A 13741-nucleotide genomic window follows, 5' to 3' on the forward strand; every position below is an offset into this window, starting at 1 on the left:
CCGGATCCGGTGGATGGGGCAGTAGTCGCTCATACGCCCCTCCCGATGGTGACGACGAGCGCGCGGGCGCCGGCGTCGTACCGACTGCGATCGGGTGCGAACACGGCGCGGCTCGCGAGGTCGTGGTCGAGATCCGCGTAGTCCGCCACATCGAGCGTGAAGTAGGCTGCTGGCGCGTCGTCGAGGTCCTTTATCAGTGCTTGGAGCATGTTGAGGGCGCTTTGCTCCCCCTCGGTCTCGGGCTGGAGCACCAGCCGAGACGGGTCCTCTTGGACCTGCATCAGTAGCGCGCGAGGTACTCCTCGGCCCCTTTGAGCGCCAGCACGGCGATGATGAGATACGCCCCGTAGCGGCCGATCCGGTCGTCGCGCTCGTAGCGCCGCCGGGTGTTGGTCGCCGAATCGGCGGCGACGTAGGTGTTGAACTCCTCGGCGCTGTCGAACTGCTGGATGTCGGCGTTCTCCGGGGCCTCCTCCTGCACGTCCTCGAACTCCTCGGGCGTGAGGGGGGTCATTCGAGGTCGCCCTCGTCGGTCGCCTCGTTCAGCGCCTCCCATGCACCCTGCGGGGCCTCGTCGCGCTCCTCGGCCGTGTCGGGGTGGTCGCCCGCGCCGACGTAGGTGTGTGCGCCGTCGGTCTCGTCGCCGTTCTCGGTCAGCTCGAAGACGTGCGGGTACGTCTCGCCGGTCGCGTCCTCAACGTCGACGACGCGGTAGGTGGTCTGCCGTCCGTTCTCCGTTCGGTGTAGGGTAGAAACGCCCATACGGCTCGTGAAGGTCGCTCTTGGGCGTTAACAGCGTCTTGCGACAGTAGGAGAACGCCCCGGTTTGGACGGTACGCCCGCGTACCGGACGACCGGGAGGTTATCATCCCGGGGTCGTTATTTCCGCCCGCGATGAGCGAGACCCAATCGGTTAGTGATGAAGGAGCTGGGCGGACGGCGCACACCGACCGCACGGCTGAGGCGGCGACGGAAACCGGGATGACCTGGTACGAGCAAGACGTGAGCGCGCAGGACTACAACGGAAGCGTGCGCACTGTGTGGCCCCAACCGTGGGCGCGGGCCGCGGGCGTCGGGCACAAGACCGAGGTCACGGCGGTGGTGCACGTGCCGACCGGGGCGATGGTGTCTTTGCCGCCGGGGCTGTCGCTGGATGAGTTCTTATCTGTAGTTAATAATTCAGAACCGTGATCAGAAGAGATCAGTAAGGTCGGGCTCGAAATCGTTTAGCCTAATCCGCAAATGTTTGAGAAACCACACTCGATTTAGATTTTCACCTCCCGGAACGCTCACATCGTGTTGCCCGGAATGTACCCCAATAACATGAAACGCGATATTGTCATTCCGGTCTGTTTTTCGTACAAGAACTGGGCTCCCGCTCGTTCCTTCGTGCAACTGTGAGTCTATCAGGAAATATGGCTGTTTGTCATAATCCACATCTAAGGCACTAGATATCAGCGCATTCCGTAGTATTGGGGAGTATGAACCGGCGTTTACCACAGGATATCCGGCAACGATAGCTGAATCACCGGGTACAGCGACATTTTTCGCCTCATATGCTTTACTCAGGCGGGAGGTTCCAAATGACGTATTTCCTGTTTCACGCAAGGAAATTTCGAGCGGCAATGCGGCAATGTCGACATCGTAATGGTATGGTTCAATCCAATTTCGGTCCCCGCTTTCGTCATAAAGGGGTATCCTCATTGTACGCGATTCTCGATGATCTTTCTTGTCTCGCAATCGAATAGCTATCTCTTCGGGGCGGAATCTAACTCCTCCACGATCTGATTCGAACAAGCAGTGACGAGCTGTTATAAGATACAGTTCGCGATTTGTACGGAAAAAGAAGCCAGTAGAGTGGCTCTCACTGCGATTATAGGTAGGGTATCTGATCGGTGTTGTGGTTCTAAGAAGCCGTTCCATGATACGCACATTTCACGGGTAGATATTAGGTGTTAAACTGTTTGGAGAGTGGGATTTGAAATATGATGAACATGCGTCAGAATGTCAAATATCAGAGGCCGTAGAGTTCCGCTCGGTCGTTGACTGCCCGTCGGATGGTTTTTCGACCGGCACCGAGTTCTTGTGCCGCTGCTCGCTGACTCATTTCCTCGGCCGCGACCTGCTCCAACACGGTCACGACGCGGTGGTAATTGGCACCCTCGACGAGTCGACCGTCGTCCTTCTCGAACCCAAGCGGCGCCGGTCCGTGGCGATACTCCTCGGAGTCTTGGCGGGCGGCAATCCCCTCTCGGATATTCTGGCGCTTGATCCGCGCCTCCAGCTCCCCGAACACGCCGAGCATCTGAAAGAGCGCGCGCTGGTACGGATCCTCCTCGTCGGGCTTCATCACGAGCGACTCGGAGACGATGTGCAGCTCGACGCCAGCCTCGCGGAGTCGGTCGGCAGTCCGTTCGAGGTCGGAGATCGAACGGGCGACGCGGGAGACCTCGTGTGCAACGACCGCGTCGATCTCGCCGGCCTCGGCGTCGGACATGAGCCGCTGGTAGGCGTCGCGGGCCGTGTTGGTGCCACTCGACTTGTCGCGGTACACTTCGATGTCAGCTAACGATGCCCCGAGGGAGTCCTCGGCGTACTGCTGGGTCGAGGTGAGTTGGCGATCGAGGTTCTGCTTCGCGGTGGAAACGCGGGTGTAACAGGCGACGGTCATGCCCACCGCTACGCTGTCTTAATGTCTAGTCTTTACGCCCAGTCTGGGCAGGTACTACAGTTCGTGTCCCGACTATGTATCTGATTTATTGAGAACCTTCACGACTACTGTCGCGTATATCAGCGATCTCATCCGGATAGGTGTCTGGAATCTCGATCGATTCGTACTCCTCAATCAGATCCCGCTCTTCGTTATAGAATCTCTCCGTTAAACTCGTCATCAATTTGCTCGCATTGTATTGATATTCGACGAGATTCTGACTTAGATTTATACGTCCGCCCTCAACCTTGGAGTAGTATTTATCCGCACCATGCTTGTACCCATCAGGTTGCGACTCATTGATTTCTGATGTTATTGTATCCACTTCGTCAAGATCGATGAGGAAATCACTCACCCGAACGTTCGAATCGTCATGGTTGAGTTTGAGCGAAACTGAGGGAATTCGCTCATGTTGAGTAAAGATCCTAAGTCCTCTGACTATCGGGTGCTCATTCATGAAGTCACTGAACTCATGGGAAATTTTCTCATCCCAGATTAGATCGGCTTTCGTCGTCTCCAGAACTTGGTCAAAAGAGTATACGCTAGATAAATAGTTATGAATCACAGCATATGCCAGGCCCATGTCCTTTGACTTTGGCAATTTAATTACCACCTCTCCTCCAATCTTGCTTTCTAGTTGGTCTAATTCTGCTCCCAACGCGCTAGCTAGATAGTTTGGTAATTCTTTAGTTACATAGTCATAGTGTTTCCAGTTTACTTTCAGTACTCGATAAGCCGTCAGGAGTTCATCAAGTGCTTCATATATTGGATGTACCTCACTTCCCAAGCGTTCGAGTGCCCCAGTAGCGACCGAATATGTTTCACTATCTTCCTCAGAGCCGATGATTTCTACTTGGATATGGTCTCCATCATAGGTTACCACGAAATCTTGTGAATTTCCGCAAGAGCATACATACTCGGCCTCAAAGGCATTGTTTGTCTCTGATAGTTCAAGTTGGATTCTATTGTAATTTAGATCATCGCCACAGTATACACATGAACGATCTTGGAGAGCATAATATGCCAGTCTGAGGACATCAGAGTCCATATTCTTCTAATAGTAACCAAGGGATAAATGATGCAGGGCCAAGAAGAACGGTATATTCCATGCGGTCCAGAAAAATTGAACTTTTCGAGAATATCGCCCTCCTCATAGCGGTTCCTGCGCTCCTAGCACTCATCCACTTCACGACCCCATCCCCCCTCCAACAGCAGCTCGTCTTCGACCACGCCTCCCTCGACCTCATCACGTTCCTCACAGCCTCTTACGTCCACGCCTCGAACGCGCATCTCTACGGCAACATCGTCGGCTACCTGCTCGGCGCGCTGTACGCCTTCGCGCTCGCGCTATTCGTCGGCCGCCTCACCTGGTTCCGACGGGCGTTCGCTGCAAACCTCCTATTCGTCCCGATCCTCGTCCACGCTGCGGACTACGTGATCTGGTCGACACAGTACCCAGAGGCCGAGATCGTCTCGCGGGGATTCTCCGGCGTCGCGGCGGCGTTCACGGGCACGCTGTTGGTCGCGCTGTACGTCTACGTCGACGAGCGCCACGGGTCGAGCGCAGCGTACGCGGTCGCTGTCTCGCTGTTCCTCCTGCTCATGCAGCTCATCGACCTTCGCTATGCGGGCGGGTTCCGGCTCGAAGTCGCCGGGGTGGTGGCTGCCGGGATTACGCTTGTCGGGGGGTCGGTCGTGTGGGAGCGCCTCGGGGATCTCGAGGTTGGGCGTGAGGAGTTAGTGAGCGGGGGGCTGGTCGTTTTGGTCGCGGTGGTGCTCGGGTATATCGTGTTCATGTTGTTCCCAACGCCGTCATCGATAGTGAATGGGAGCGGGATTACGAACGTGTACGCTCACGCTTCGGGTTTGTTGGCGGGTTTAACAATTTCTCTGTTCCTTATTCAGTTAAAGAAACTCCAATAAATAACACACTGAGTACTCCAGTAAATATTGTTAGTATATACAGTTCACCTGGGGTATTGTTGGTCAAGACATCTAATATGGGCACTAATAAGCTGAATGAAATTAGGATTGCTCCAATTCGAGCATTTCTATTGGATTTCAGTCCGCTAATTAATAGAGAACCGAACTTTATAGCTATGGCTAGAATATAGATTATCAGATTTTCAATGTATGCAAGAATAACTTCCCCAAAATTCTCATATTCTGGTAGAATAACTATGATCATTATCATCACTCCAATCAAGAATGCCGCAAAGAGTGACACAATTATCGCCAATATTGCGATGATTTGGCTCACCGTCTGCAGTATACCAATCGCGATGAATCCAGCAGAAACGAGGGTAGCTACCAGTGATACACCCAAAGTTACTCGAAGAGCAGACTCTAGTGAGTTTGTCCTGTCCGTTAGAAGTGTGAACCGCTCTCTTGGCGAATGTTTCTCTGTATAAGACTTCTCGCTGTCCCGGATCGACTCACTTAGAATTTCGGTCGTGCGAGATTTTACTCGGTGATACTTCTTTTCAAGCAGCTTCTCACTAGGATCTGCATATTGGGAATATATCAAATAGTTCCTTTCTGAATGAGCCTTTTTTCGAGCAATATAGTATACCGCCGTACTGAGTACTACTGCAGTAATTGCAACGGATACCGCTATAAGAGCCCGCTGTCCGGAGGTAGTAGTGATTATTTCATTGAATATCGATTCTACACTCTGTTGGCTTTCACCAGCAGTCGAGAGGAATCTGATTAGTGCGATTGTGAGAGGAACAACAAACAACTGTATTCTCAGTATCGCTAACGCATCAGATGCTAAGCTATCGAACATCTGAACTCGAAGAACCGCTGCCTGCCTTACCGTATCTGACTCTATTCCTTCTGTGTCGATCTGTTTCTCGACAGTATCTTCTTGAGAGTTCCAACTCATCATCCAAACCCTGCGTACCACCCGGGCCGCACCTTATCGGGCGGCCGCGGCGACGGACTCGGCCGCCGAAGATCGGCGTCTATCTCCCCATCGAGATACAGCCGACCCCAGTCCGTGATCACCCACTTGTCGTCCACATGAGCACGAGGGACCCGGTCAACGAATCCCGCGTGAGCGAGCACACGACACCGCTCGGCGACGCGTCCCCGGTTCCGGTTGAGATCGAACGCGATCATCCACGCTGTCCCGTCACCCTCGCCGGCGAGTCGTTCAAGGATACGCTCATCTACGAGCTGCATCCACGCCGACGACTTTCGGTCAGGTACCATCACGCGGCTGCGGTACCGTTTTCTTCACCCGAGTCGCTCAGTTCCTCAGCATCAAGGTCACCGTCGAGATAGCGGTTCCCTTCCTCGGTGATGACGTATACTCCGTTCCCGAGGTGAGTCAGAAGCCCGTGATCCGCGAGCGTCGAAAGACGCCGAGAGACGTGCTGCGGAGAGACTCGGATGTAATCAGATTCAGATAGCTCTGTAGGGGATCCGGACCCCTCATTCCGGATTATTTCGAGGAGTCGATCATCCCAGAGAGTCATCCACGTAGCAGATCGCCGCATCTGAATCCACATCCGTGGCGTCGTCACCTTATTCCGGTGTATAATCCAATTGGGTGAAAAGACCACCGGGTAGTTCAGTCATAACCTATATGTGATGAGACCTCATTTGCGGAGTTGCGAGACCCGAAGCGCGATCCAGTTGGTAGGTATGAGATAATCTCGGTTCCGCCGGCGCGGTGCTGCAACACCGCGCCGGGGGCGGGTTTCGTGCGGAAGCACGAACCCATGTCAGCGAAACCAGTCGCGGGCGATCAAGCCCGCACCGACGGAGAGGAGTCGATTTCTGATAACAGCAGCGGATGCGCCGCCTGCGGAGCGGCCCCCGACGGCGTCCGCGTTCTCGGGAACAAGCAGGTTCCCGTGTGCGCCGAGCACGCGAGCGCCGACCCCCGCGAGGGCGACACCATCGTCTACGACGTGGGGATGCGCACCCGCGGCGTCGTCATCGGTCGCAACGGCGACAGCGTCCACGTCGCCGGCGTCGCCGAGGAATGGATCACGGTCGGGCAGGTGCTCGACGTGATCGAGCGCGACGGAGGTGCCTGATGGCCCGCACCACCTACACGGTCGCGGGCGGCCGCTACGGCACGACCGACTCGGCCGAGGTCGCCGAAGTGTGGTCGCGGGCGGGCGTTCCCGTCACCGCCGTCACGGAGCCCGACGCATGAGCGTCGACGTACTGCCCGAGGTCGCCTACGAGAGCGACAAGCGCGGGGCCAACGGCGGAAAACTCCACCTCGTCCCGGACTGTCCACAGCTCGCGGCGACGACGCCGCGGGAGGTGTCGCTCGACGCCTTCCCGCCCGCCCATCGGAACTGGTGCGGCGTGTGCGGCCCGGACGACGATCCCGACGCCGGAGGTGCGTCCGCGTGACGAACCTCCAACCGCTCGGGCCGAGCGAGGCCGTCGAGATGTACTTGCAGAGCCGCGAGCCCGAGGTCTCCGTGAAGACGCTGCAGAACCACCGGTACCGACTCAGCCACTTCGTCGCGTGGTGTCGCGAGGAGGAGATCGAGAACCTCAACCGCCTCACGGGGCGGATGCTCCACCAGTATCGGACGTGGCGCGCCGAGCAGGTGAAACGCGTCACGCTCGTCAACGAGCTGCGGACGGTGCAGCAGTTCCTCGGGTTCGCGGCGTCGATCGACGGCGTCGAGGAGGGGATGCGCGAGCGCGTCCGTATCCCGCCGCTCGATCCGGAGGAGGAGGCGCGCGATGTCCGGCTCGAAACTGAGCGCGCCCAGGAGATCCTCACGCACATGGAGCGGTACGAGTACGCCAGCCGCGACCACGTCATCATGCTGCTGCTGTGGCACAGCGGGATCCGGCTGGGGACGCTCCGGTCTATCGACGTTGACGACTACGATTCGGACGGCCGGTGCATCGACATCCGGCATCGTCCGGAGTCCGAGACGCCGCTGAAGAACGGCGATGCGGCCGAGCGGGCGATCTCGGTGTCTGAGCACTACTGCAAGGTGCTCGACGATTACATCGAGCACAACCGGCACAACGTCCGCGACGACTACGGTCGCCGACCGCTCATTTCGAGCCAACACGGCCGGCTTTCGTCGGCGCCGATCCGACAGGCGGTGTATCAGTGGACGCTACCGTGCACGATCGGCTCGTGCCCACACGACCAAGACCCGGAGACGTGCGAGTGGGCCGTTCGCGATTCGAGGGCGGGGTGTCCGTCCTCGCGGTCGCCGCACGCGATCCGCCGCGGCGCGATCACGCACCAACTGCGGAACCACGTTCCCCAGAACGTCGTTGAGGAGCGGAGCAACGTCTCCGGCGAGGTGCTGGAGCAACACTACGATCAGCGCACCGAGCGCGAGAAGATGGAGGTGCGTCGTGAGTTCCTCGACGCCCTCGACAGCGATACGGAGGGTACCCGATGATTCAATTCAATTTTACCTCGTGGACGGTAGAAATCGAATCGAACTGGCAGACGGCGGCGGGGTCGCGAGTCACCGACCCCCACCGAGTCCACTCGAAATTTACCTTCTGGAGAGGGAGCGCTACTCCCCGATTCCAGCCTTCTCACGGGTGTTTTCGGGCGGAGTCCGTCGACCGTGAGCGGCGTCCGCGTCCGTGGATGGTCATCTCAGCACCCGTACCGATGACAGTGACGGGTCGGTTATCCACCGATAGTTATCACTTTTGATTCTCTCTCCGATCCAATTATTACACAGAAGGGTCGTACCGTATCAACACAGTACCGCCGGGGGGCGACTCCCTTCGGGGAGGGCTGTGGAACGAGAACAAATGAACTTCAACGCACTCTTCGACGACGACCGTGCAGTCAGCCCGGTGATCGGTGTGATCCTGATGGTGGCGATCACGGTGATCCTCGCGGCTGTCATCGGTTCGTTCGTCTTAGGTCTGGGGAACAGCGTGCAGCAAACGGCACCGAACGCGAACTTCCAGTTCAATTACAATGATACCGATGGAGTTGCAGCCACTCACACCGGCGGCGACTCGATTCCGGAGAGTCAGCTAAACGTAACGACTGGTGAACAGACTACCAGCGACTGGAGCGGAAGTGGCGATGTCTCCGCTGGAGACAACTCCAGTTACATCGTTTATGGAACCGATGACACCGTTCGCGTGATCTGGACCTCGGAGAACGGCGACACGACCCAGACGCTCGCGCAGGAGTCGACGCCCTGAACCACGATGAACTTCAAACAACTCCTCGACTACGACCGCGCGGTTAGTCCGGTGATCGGCGTGATCCTGATGGTCGCCATCACGGTGATCCTCGCGGCAGTTATCGGCTCGTTCGTCCTCGGGTTGGGGAACAGCGTCCAGCAGACGACGCCGAACGCGAACTTCCAGTTCGACTACAGCGAGACGGACGGCGGTGACTACAACGTCACTGCTACTCATACGGGGGGAAGCACGCTGAACGACCAGAACACGGGGCTGGTTTCGTTGAACGCCAGCGGTGGCCCGTCAAAGGCGTTCGGGCTCCCCGTATCCGCCGGGACCTCGGCCAATCTGAGCACCGACCACGGCGGGAATGTCTCCGCCGGGACCACCGTCCGCGTGCTCTGGACCTCGCAGAACGGCGAGACCTCGCAGGCGCTCGCGACCGGCGAGACGCCCTCGTAACGTCCCCGACAGTCTTTTCGCCAGTTATCGCCGACGAACGGAACTCGCCACAGCAATCAACCCTAATACTCGGGAACGAACGTTTATTTCACAGGCCGCCGTCGATACGACGATGCCTTTGTGGGGGGATGACGACCGGCGGGCACAGGGCGACGTGATCAGCGTCGTCCTCCTGCTGGCGATCACCATCGCGGGCGCGACGGCGGTCGTCGCGCTCGGCGGCGACGCCATCGGCGGGATCCAGCAGTCGGCCACGACGGGCGCGGCCGAACAGTCGATGACGCAGCTCGACTCGAAGGCGAGCCTCGTCGCCCACGGCGGGAGCGACACCCAGCGGGTGCGACTGGTCGGCAGTTCCGGTGCGACGCGACGCGTCGAAGCAGACGCGGGCTGGATGAACATCTCGGTGTACAACGCCAGCACGGGCGACTTCGAGTACGAGATCACGAACACGACGCTGGGCGCGGTCGTCTACCGCGACGGCGACACGTCCGTCGCGTACCAGGGCGGGGGCATCTGGCGGCGGTCCGGCAACGGCAGCGCGATGGTGTCGCCGCCGGAGTTCCACTACCGCGGCACGACGCTGACGCTCCCGCTCGTGTCCGTCGGCGGCGACGAGCGCCTCGATGGCGAGGTCGTCGTCCGGCGTTCGAGCGACCCCACCGCGGTATACCCGGACGAGGACTCCGACCGCGCGAATCCCCTCGACGAGGGGGTCGTCGTGATCACCGTCGGCAGCGAGTACTACGACGCGTGGGGCCGGTTCTTCGAACAGCGCACCAGCGGCGAGGTGTCGATCCACCACGGGAACCGAACCGCGCGGACGGAGCTGGTCGTCCCGTTCGAGACCGAGTTCGACAACGTCGTCGCCTCGACCTCCGCGGGCGGGATCTCGGCCAATCCCGGGCCGCCGCCGGAGCCGTACCGCGACGGGGTCGTGCAGCCGTCCGCAGACGACGTGATCGAGTCCCACATCGAGGAGTGCCAGACGGACCCCGACGCCTGCGTCGACGAGACCGAGAGCGACTTCGACACCGGTGACATGGACGGCGGCGAGACGTACTTCTTCGACGGCGACTACGGCGGCGACCTCTCGATCGACACGTCCGACGGGAACGTCTCGGTCGTCGTCGACGGCGACTTCGACGCCGGCGACGTGGACGTGACCGGGGGGAACTCGACTACCTGGTACGTCCGCGAGGACTTCTCCGTGAGCGGCGATGTCAACCCCGACGGTCCCGCGAGCCAACTCCGCGTGCTCGTCCACTCCGACGGGGACGTCTCGTTCAACGGGAACTACCTGTTCGTCGGGTTCGTGTACGCGCCCGGATCCGACGTGGACCTCAACGGCGGGGGCGGTCCGGGGACGAACTTCGAGGGCGGCCTCGTCGGCGACACGATCGACGTGAACGGACAGCCGAACGACTTCGAGTACGACCCGAGCGTCGGGACGATCGACCTCGACGTGAGCGCGTCGAACGCCCCCCGGATCACCTACCTCCACGTTTCGGTCACCGAGATCGAGGTCGACGAGGACTGAGCCGCGCCGAACCTCGAAGGGGACCTCCGCCGGTCAGATCGTGTTACCCCTCTAACTCCACGGAGACGGTCGTCTGCTGGACGACCACGCTGTCCACCTCGAACCGGTAGGTGACCTCGCCGTCGTCCGGGTCGTCGTCGACGGCGGTGAACCCCTCGGACTCGAAGTAGCGCTTCCAGGCGTCCGCCCGGGGCGATTCCACGGTGACGGTAACCGTCACATCGTCGTCATCGTCACCCGCGGCGACTTTGCCCGCGATGCCCCGCCCCGTCACCTGCCCACGGATCAGCACGGTTGAACTCCCGCCGAACGCGACGCGATCGCCGGTTCGGTCGGTGACGACCAGCGGGATCAGCGCGTGGTCGTCGTCGATCACCCACCCCGGCTCCGAGCGCATCACGGCGGCGTCGCCGTCCTGCCTGAACACCGCGCCGTGCGCGGAGGCGACCGTCGTGTCGCCCTCGCTGTAGGTGATCGGCGTGCTCTCGTCGGAGACGGTGAAGTTCTCCCCCCTGGCGGGGTTCGGCGTCGTCGCGTTCACCGTGATCGTCGTCGACCCGTTCACCGCCAGTGTGCCGCCGTTGAGCTTGATCTCGGTCGCGCGGCTGGGCGCACCCTCCCGCGAGAGGTCGTCGAGATTGTCGTCGAGCACGTCGAACGCCCGCTCCATGTTTTCGAGCTGTTCGCCCGTCCGGAACTCCTCCAACGCCGGGTACCCCGCTGCGTACACGGTCCCGACGGTGAGCACGATCAGGGAGAACACCAACACGAACCCGATCGCGTCGCTTTGCGCGCGGCTCACGCCTCCCGCACCTCCAGTTGGCCGCCGGCGTAGACGATCTCCACGTCGCCGCCCGACAGGGTCGTCTCGGCGACGGGCGTGCGCGTCGGGGCCGCCACCGTCACCGAGACTCGCGTGCCTGTCGCGGTCAGCTCGATCGTCGCTGGTGACCCTGGCTCAATGGCGATCGAGTAGGTGCTGCCGGCGACCGTCTCGGGGTACGTACCCCGTACGCTTACCTCGCTCCCGCCGGCGGCGACGAGGCGGTCCGCGGCCATGAGGCGCGAGGAGAGCTGCTGGCCGACCACCTCCATCGCCTCGCGCGTCGTGTCCTCGCGCTGGCTCTCGACGGCGCCGCCGGCCGCGACGAGCAGGCCGCTGATCAGCAGCGCCGTGATCCCCAGCGTCAACACGTACGAGAGGGTCGTCGCGGTCCCGCGGTCCCGGTGGGGTCGCGACCTCGCCCCGTCCGATCGCGTTCCGGCGCCCGGTCGACGAGGGTCACTCATCGCGTTCCCCCGGCGCGACGCGGACGGTTTCCGCGTACGTCACCTCGCTGGTTCGGTAGTCGATCGGCACCTCGACCGCGTACACCGCCGGCACACTGTACGGCTCGTCGGCCGACGGCGTCGCCGAGAGGTTCCCCGCCGAGACCGACCCGGACCCGGCCGTCCGGACCGTCAGGTCGTACCCGCCGGCGGCGCGGTCGCCGTTGCGGACGAGCATGTCGTACCCGTCGGTCGTCGCGCCGCCGGCAACGTCGCCGCCGAACGCCAGCCCCGGGCAGTCGACGCCGCCGAGGCGTCCCCCGGTGAAATCGACCGTGGCGTTCGACGCCGACACCGAGCAGACCTGGCTCGTCGCCGATGCGGGCTCGCCGGCCGGCTTGACGGCGACGGCGATCGTTCCGCTGCTGCTGTTCTCGTACACGTACGCGTGCCACGCCGCGCTCCCGTTGGTCACCACGACGTGGAAGGCGTCGTCGGGATCGCTCTCGGAGGCCGGTTCCAGCGAGTTCGCCGTCACGACGGCGACGAACCCGCGCGTCGCGTTGCCGTCGCTGGCGCGTTCCAGGTCGGTCGCGACGGTCCAGTCGGCGTCATCGCTGACGTTCGTGAACTGCCGCGGGTCGTCCGCAGTCCCGTTCTGCCGCACCAGCGATCCGTTGGTGTAGGTTGCGGCGTCCACGTCAGCGCGGGCGCTGGCGGCGCGCCGGGCGGCTGACTCGCGCAACTCCGAGTCGAGGGCGGCGAGCCCCGCGGTGACGTTCTCCTCCAGCGGCTCACGATCGTCGTACTCGGCGGCGTTCTCCCGGTCGACGATCCCGCCGGCGCCGTCGACGACGGACGAGCGATAGCCGAGTACGTCGCGCTCGCCGACGCCGTTGTCGCGGGTCGCGAGGTTCTCGGTGAAGATCGCGGTGTTCGCGAGCAACACCAACGCGACGAGCACGATCGCGAGCGCGAACCCCGCGACGAGCACGAGCTGTCCGCGGCCGTCGCCGTCCATCAGATCCGCCATACGACGATGCGCACCTCCATGACGCCGTACAGCGGCCCGTCGTCCGTATCGTCCGCGTAGAACTCGCGGTCCGGGTCGGACGCGACCTCCGCGAGCGTCCCGGAGCCGTCGCCCACGGGGTCGTCGTCGAACAGTACCACCGTCCGGGTCGCCGCGACGGCGTTGTCGCTAGGGGAGCCCATGTACACCATCCGCGTCCGACCGCGGCCGCCCGGAGTTCGAAAGCTCACCTCGACGTTGAACGCGATACGGTCCTCGCCGAACGTCTCGTTCAGCGTGTGGCCGAACGGGGTCGGCGGTCCCCTGCCGGTGTACACTCCGTCCGATCCGGAGCCGATGAACCGCTCGCCTGATGAGTTCCACTGGAGCAGCGCCGGCGCGAGCGTCCCGTTCGCTTCGGCGGCGGCCAGTGTCCCCTCGGCGACGGCCGCCTGTTGGTTCTCGATGTGCTGGTTCGAGGTACTGGCCGTCAGCGGCGTCACCGCGGTCGCCTGCAGCGCGAAGAGGACGCCGCTCAACACGATGACCGCGGCCGCGAACCCCTCCAGCGTGTGTGCCTGTGCGCGCATTG

The 13741-nt window shown here is 61.3% G+C and carries 22 protein-coding genes; 9 read left to right on the forward strand and 13 right to left on the reverse strand.

Annotation, left to right across the window (positions count from 1 at the left end):
• Positions 1-29: 29 nt before the first annotated feature.
• Genes K6T50_RS00850 through K6T50_RS00860 form a run of 3 tightly spaced genes read right to left on the reverse strand, consistent with a single transcriptional unit; the run spans position 30 to position 762 of the window.
• Complete coding sequence (locus tag K6T50_RS00850; RefSeq protein WP_222607570.1) at positions 30-281, reverse strand: hypothetical protein; 252 nt, start codon at positions 279-281, stop codon at positions 30-32.
• A complete protein-coding gene (locus tag K6T50_RS00855; protein WP_222607571.1) occupies positions 281-514 on the reverse strand; it encodes a hypothetical protein in 234 nt (77 codons plus the stop codon). The genes K6T50_RS00850 and K6T50_RS00855 overlap by 1 nt, the downstream gene beginning before the upstream one ends.
• On the reverse strand, positions 511-762 hold the full coding sequence (locus K6T50_RS00860; RefSeq protein WP_222607572.1) for a hypothetical protein: 252 nt from the start codon (positions 760-762) through the stop codon (positions 511-513). Before K6T50_RS00860 ends, K6T50_RS00855 begins: the two co-directional genes overlap by 4 nt.
• 132 nt (positions 763-894) lie before the next feature.
• On the opposite strand from K6T50_RS00860, the gene K6T50_RS00865 reads away from it, so the two are divergent.
• Entirely contained in the window at positions 895-1191 is a 297-nt protein-coding gene (locus K6T50_RS00865) for a hypothetical protein (RefSeq protein ID WP_222607573.1), read from the forward strand.
• Here K6T50_RS00865 and K6T50_RS19235 read toward each other — a convergent pair whose 3' ends face one another.
• From K6T50_RS19235 to K6T50_RS00880, 3 genes are all read right to left on the reverse strand, one after another.
• Positions 1192-1923 carry a S1 family peptidase gene (locus K6T50_RS19235; protein ID WP_225935427.1) on the reverse strand — a complete coding sequence of 244 codons (732 nt, stop codon included), beginning with the start codon at positions 1921-1923 and terminating at the stop codon, positions 1192-1194.
• A gap of 91 nt (positions 1924-2014) precedes the next feature.
• Positions 2015-2671 (reverse strand): recombinase family protein, encoded by a 657-nt coding sequence (locus K6T50_RS00875; protein WP_222607575.1) that lies wholly within the window; start codon positions 2669-2671, stop codon positions 2015-2017.
• Between the two features lie 85 nt (positions 2672-2756).
• Positions 2757-3758 (reverse strand): hypothetical protein, encoded by a 1002-nt coding sequence (locus tag K6T50_RS00880; RefSeq protein ID WP_222607576.1) that lies wholly within the window; start codon positions 3756-3758, stop codon positions 2757-2759.
• Positions 3759-3817: 59 nt separating this feature from the next.
• Between K6T50_RS00880 and K6T50_RS00885 the strand changes: the two genes are divergently transcribed.
• Positions 3818-4633 carry a hypothetical protein gene (locus K6T50_RS00885; protein WP_222607577.1) on the forward strand — a complete coding sequence of 272 codons (816 nt, stop codon included), beginning with the start codon at positions 3818-3820 and terminating at the stop codon, positions 4631-4633.
• Here K6T50_RS00885 and K6T50_RS00890 read toward each other — a convergent pair.
• Genes K6T50_RS00890 through K6T50_RS00900 form a run of 3 tightly spaced genes read right to left on the reverse strand, consistent with a single transcriptional unit; the run spans position 4608 to position 6213 of the window.
• Positions 4608-5600, reverse strand: a complete 993-nt coding sequence (locus K6T50_RS00890) for a hypothetical protein (RefSeq protein ID WP_222607578.1) — start codon at positions 5598-5600, stop codon at positions 4608-4610. The genes K6T50_RS00885 and K6T50_RS00890 overlap by 26 nt on opposite strands.
• On the reverse strand, positions 5597-5896 hold the full coding sequence (locus K6T50_RS00895) for a hypothetical protein (protein ID WP_222607579.1): 300 nt from the start codon (positions 5894-5896) through the stop codon (positions 5597-5599). Before K6T50_RS00895 ends, K6T50_RS00890 begins: the two co-directional genes overlap by 4 nt.
• 29 nt (positions 5897-5925) lie before the next feature.
• Positions 5926-6213: a helix-turn-helix domain-containing protein gene (locus tag K6T50_RS00900; protein WP_222608776.1), complete on the reverse strand. Its 288-nt coding sequence runs from the start codon at positions 6211-6213 to the stop codon at positions 5926-5928.
• Positions 6214-6438: 225 nt separating this feature from the next.
• Here K6T50_RS00900 and K6T50_RS00905 point away from each other — a divergent pair, with 225 nt between their 5' ends.
• The 7 genes from K6T50_RS00905 (at position 6439) to K6T50_RS00930 (ending at position 10868) form a co-directional block, all read left to right on the forward strand.
• Positions 6439-6759 carry a hypothetical protein gene (locus tag K6T50_RS00905; RefSeq protein ID WP_222607580.1) on the forward strand — a complete coding sequence of 107 codons (321 nt, stop codon included), beginning with the start codon at positions 6439-6441 and terminating at the stop codon, positions 6757-6759.
• Positions 6759-6881, forward strand: coding sequence for a hypothetical protein (locus tag K6T50_RS19100; RefSeq protein WP_275673108.1), 123 nt, complete (start codon positions 6759-6761; stop codon positions 6879-6881). The genes K6T50_RS00905 and K6T50_RS19100 overlap by 1 nt, the downstream gene beginning before the upstream one ends.
• Positions 6878-7087: a hypothetical protein gene (locus tag K6T50_RS00910; protein ID WP_222607581.1), complete on the forward strand. Its 210-nt coding sequence runs from the start codon at positions 6878-6880 to the stop codon at positions 7085-7087. Before K6T50_RS19100 ends, K6T50_RS00910 begins: the two co-directional genes overlap by 4 nt.
• Positions 7088-7125: 38 nt before the next feature.
• Positions 7126-8112: a tyrosine-type recombinase/integrase gene (locus tag K6T50_RS00915; protein WP_345778664.1), complete on the forward strand. Its 987-nt coding sequence runs from the start codon at positions 7126-7128 to the stop codon at positions 8110-8112.
• A gap of 367 nt (positions 8113-8479) precedes the next feature.
• Positions 8480-8884: a type IV pilin domain-containing protein gene (locus K6T50_RS00920; protein ID WP_222607583.1), complete on the forward strand. Its 405-nt coding sequence runs from the start codon at positions 8480-8482 to the stop codon at positions 8882-8884.
• Between the two features lie 6 nt (positions 8885-8890).
• On the forward strand, positions 8891-9328 hold the full coding sequence (locus tag K6T50_RS00925; protein WP_222607584.1) for a type IV pilin domain-containing protein: 438 nt from the start codon (positions 8891-8893) through the stop codon (positions 9326-9328).
• A 112-nt stretch (positions 9329-9440) separates the two neighbouring features.
• Positions 9441-10868 (forward strand): DUF7289 family protein, encoded by a 1428-nt coding sequence (locus K6T50_RS00930; protein ID WP_222607585.1) that lies wholly within the window; start codon positions 9441-9443, stop codon positions 10866-10868.
• A gap of 43 nt (positions 10869-10911) precedes the next feature.
• Here K6T50_RS00930 and K6T50_RS00935 read toward each other — a convergent pair whose 3' ends face one another.
• Genes K6T50_RS00935 through K6T50_RS00950 form a run of 4 tightly spaced genes read right to left on the reverse strand, consistent with a single transcriptional unit; the run spans position 10912 to position 13739 of the window.
• On the reverse strand, positions 10912-11670 hold the full coding sequence (locus K6T50_RS00935; protein WP_222607586.1) for a DUF7289 family protein: 759 nt from the start codon (positions 11668-11670) through the stop codon (positions 10912-10914).
• Entirely contained in the window at positions 11667-12158 is a 492-nt protein-coding gene (locus K6T50_RS00940) for a DUF7266 family protein (RefSeq protein ID WP_222607587.1), read from the reverse strand. The genes K6T50_RS00935 and K6T50_RS00940 overlap by 4 nt, the downstream gene beginning before the upstream one ends.
• A complete protein-coding gene (locus K6T50_RS00945; RefSeq protein WP_222607588.1) occupies positions 12151-13170 on the reverse strand; it encodes a DUF7261 family protein in 1020 nt (339 codons plus the stop codon). Before K6T50_RS00945 ends, K6T50_RS00940 begins: the two co-directional genes overlap by 8 nt.
• Complete coding sequence (locus K6T50_RS00950) at positions 13158-13739, reverse strand: DUF7288 family protein (RefSeq protein WP_222607589.1); 582 nt, start codon at positions 13737-13739, stop codon at positions 13158-13160. The genes K6T50_RS00945 and K6T50_RS00950 overlap by 13 nt, the downstream gene beginning before the upstream one ends.
• Positions 13740-13741 lie beyond the last annotated feature (2 nt).

The organism is Halobaculum magnesiiphilum, assembly GCF_019823105.1.
GTDB classification, from domain to species: domain Archaea; phylum Halobacteriota; class Halobacteria; order Halobacteriales; family Haloferacaceae; genus Halobaculum; species Halobaculum magnesiiphilum.

Excerpts from the sequence above, each read along its gene's own strand:
- K6T50_RS00865 (WP_222607573.1), top strand. The coding sequence starts at position 895 with ATGAGCGAGACCCAATCGGTTAGTGATGAAGGAGCTGGGCGGACGGCG.
- K6T50_RS00940 (WP_222607587.1), bottom strand. The coding sequence starts at position 12,158 with ATGAGTGACCCTCGTCGACCGGGCGCCGGAACGCGATCGGACGGGGCG.
- K6T50_RS00880 (WP_222607576.1), bottom strand. The coding sequence starts at position 3,758 with ATGGACTCTGATGTCCTCAGACTGGCATATTATGCTCTCCAAGATCGT.
- K6T50_RS00850 (WP_222607570.1), bottom strand. The coding sequence starts at position 281 with ATGCAGGTCCAAGAGGACCCGTCTCGGCTGGTGCTCCAGCCCGAGACC.
- K6T50_RS00860 (WP_222607572.1), bottom strand. The coding sequence starts at position 762 with ATGGGCGTTTCTACCCTACACCGAACGGAGAACGGACGGCAGACCACC.
- K6T50_RS00950 (WP_222607589.1), bottom strand. The coding sequence starts at position 13,739 with ATGCGCGCACAGGCACACACGCTGGAGGGGTTCGCGGCCGCGGTCATC.
- K6T50_RS00910 (WP_222607581.1), top strand. The coding sequence starts at position 6,878 with ATGAGCGTCGACGTACTGCCCGAGGTCGCCTACGAGAGCGACAAGCGC.
- K6T50_RS00855 (WP_222607571.1), bottom strand. The coding sequence starts at position 514 with ATGACCCCCCTCACGCCCGAGGAGTTCGAGGACGTGCAGGAGGAGGCC.
- K6T50_RS00915 (WP_345778664.1), top strand. The coding sequence starts at position 7,126 with ATGTACTTGCAGAGCCGCGAGCCCGAGGTCTCCGTGAAGACGCTGCAG.
- K6T50_RS00925 (WP_222607584.1), top strand. The coding sequence starts at position 8,891 with ATGAACTTCAAACAACTCCTCGACTACGACCGCGCGGTTAGTCCGGTG.
- K6T50_RS00900 (WP_222608776.1), bottom strand. The coding sequence starts at position 6,213 with ATGCGGCGATCTGCTACGTGGATGACTCTCTGGGATGATCGACTCCTC.
- K6T50_RS00945 (WP_222607588.1), bottom strand. The coding sequence starts at position 13,170 with ATGGCGGATCTGATGGACGGCGACGGCCGCGGACAGCTCGTGCTCGTC.
- K6T50_RS00920 (WP_222607583.1), top strand. The coding sequence starts at position 8,480 with ATGAACTTCAACGCACTCTTCGACGACGACCGTGCAGTCAGCCCGGTG.
- K6T50_RS00885 (WP_222607577.1), top strand. The coding sequence starts at position 3,818 with ATGCGGTCCAGAAAAATTGAACTTTTCGAGAATATCGCCCTCCTCATA.
- K6T50_RS19235 (WP_225935427.1), bottom strand. The coding sequence starts at position 1,923 with ATGGAACGGCTTCTTAGAACCACAACACCGATCAGATACCCTACCTAT.
- K6T50_RS00895 (WP_222607579.1), bottom strand. The coding sequence starts at position 5,896 with ATGCAGCTCGTAGATGAGCGTATCCTTGAACGACTCGCCGGCGAGGGT.
- K6T50_RS00890 (WP_222607578.1), bottom strand. The coding sequence starts at position 5,600 with ATGATGAGTTGGAACTCTCAAGAAGATACTGTCGAGAAACAGATCGAC.
- K6T50_RS00905 (WP_222607580.1), top strand. The coding sequence starts at position 6,439 with ATGTCAGCGAAACCAGTCGCGGGCGATCAAGCCCGCACCGACGGAGAG.
- K6T50_RS19100 (WP_275673108.1), top strand. The coding sequence starts at position 6,759 with ATGGCCCGCACCACCTACACGGTCGCGGGCGGCCGCTACGGCACGACC.
- K6T50_RS00930 (WP_222607585.1), top strand. The coding sequence starts at position 9,441 with ATGCCTTTGTGGGGGGATGACGACCGGCGGGCACAGGGCGACGTGATC.
- K6T50_RS00875 (WP_222607575.1), bottom strand. The coding sequence starts at position 2,671 with ATGACCGTCGCCTGTTACACCCGCGTTTCCACCGCGAAGCAGAACCTC.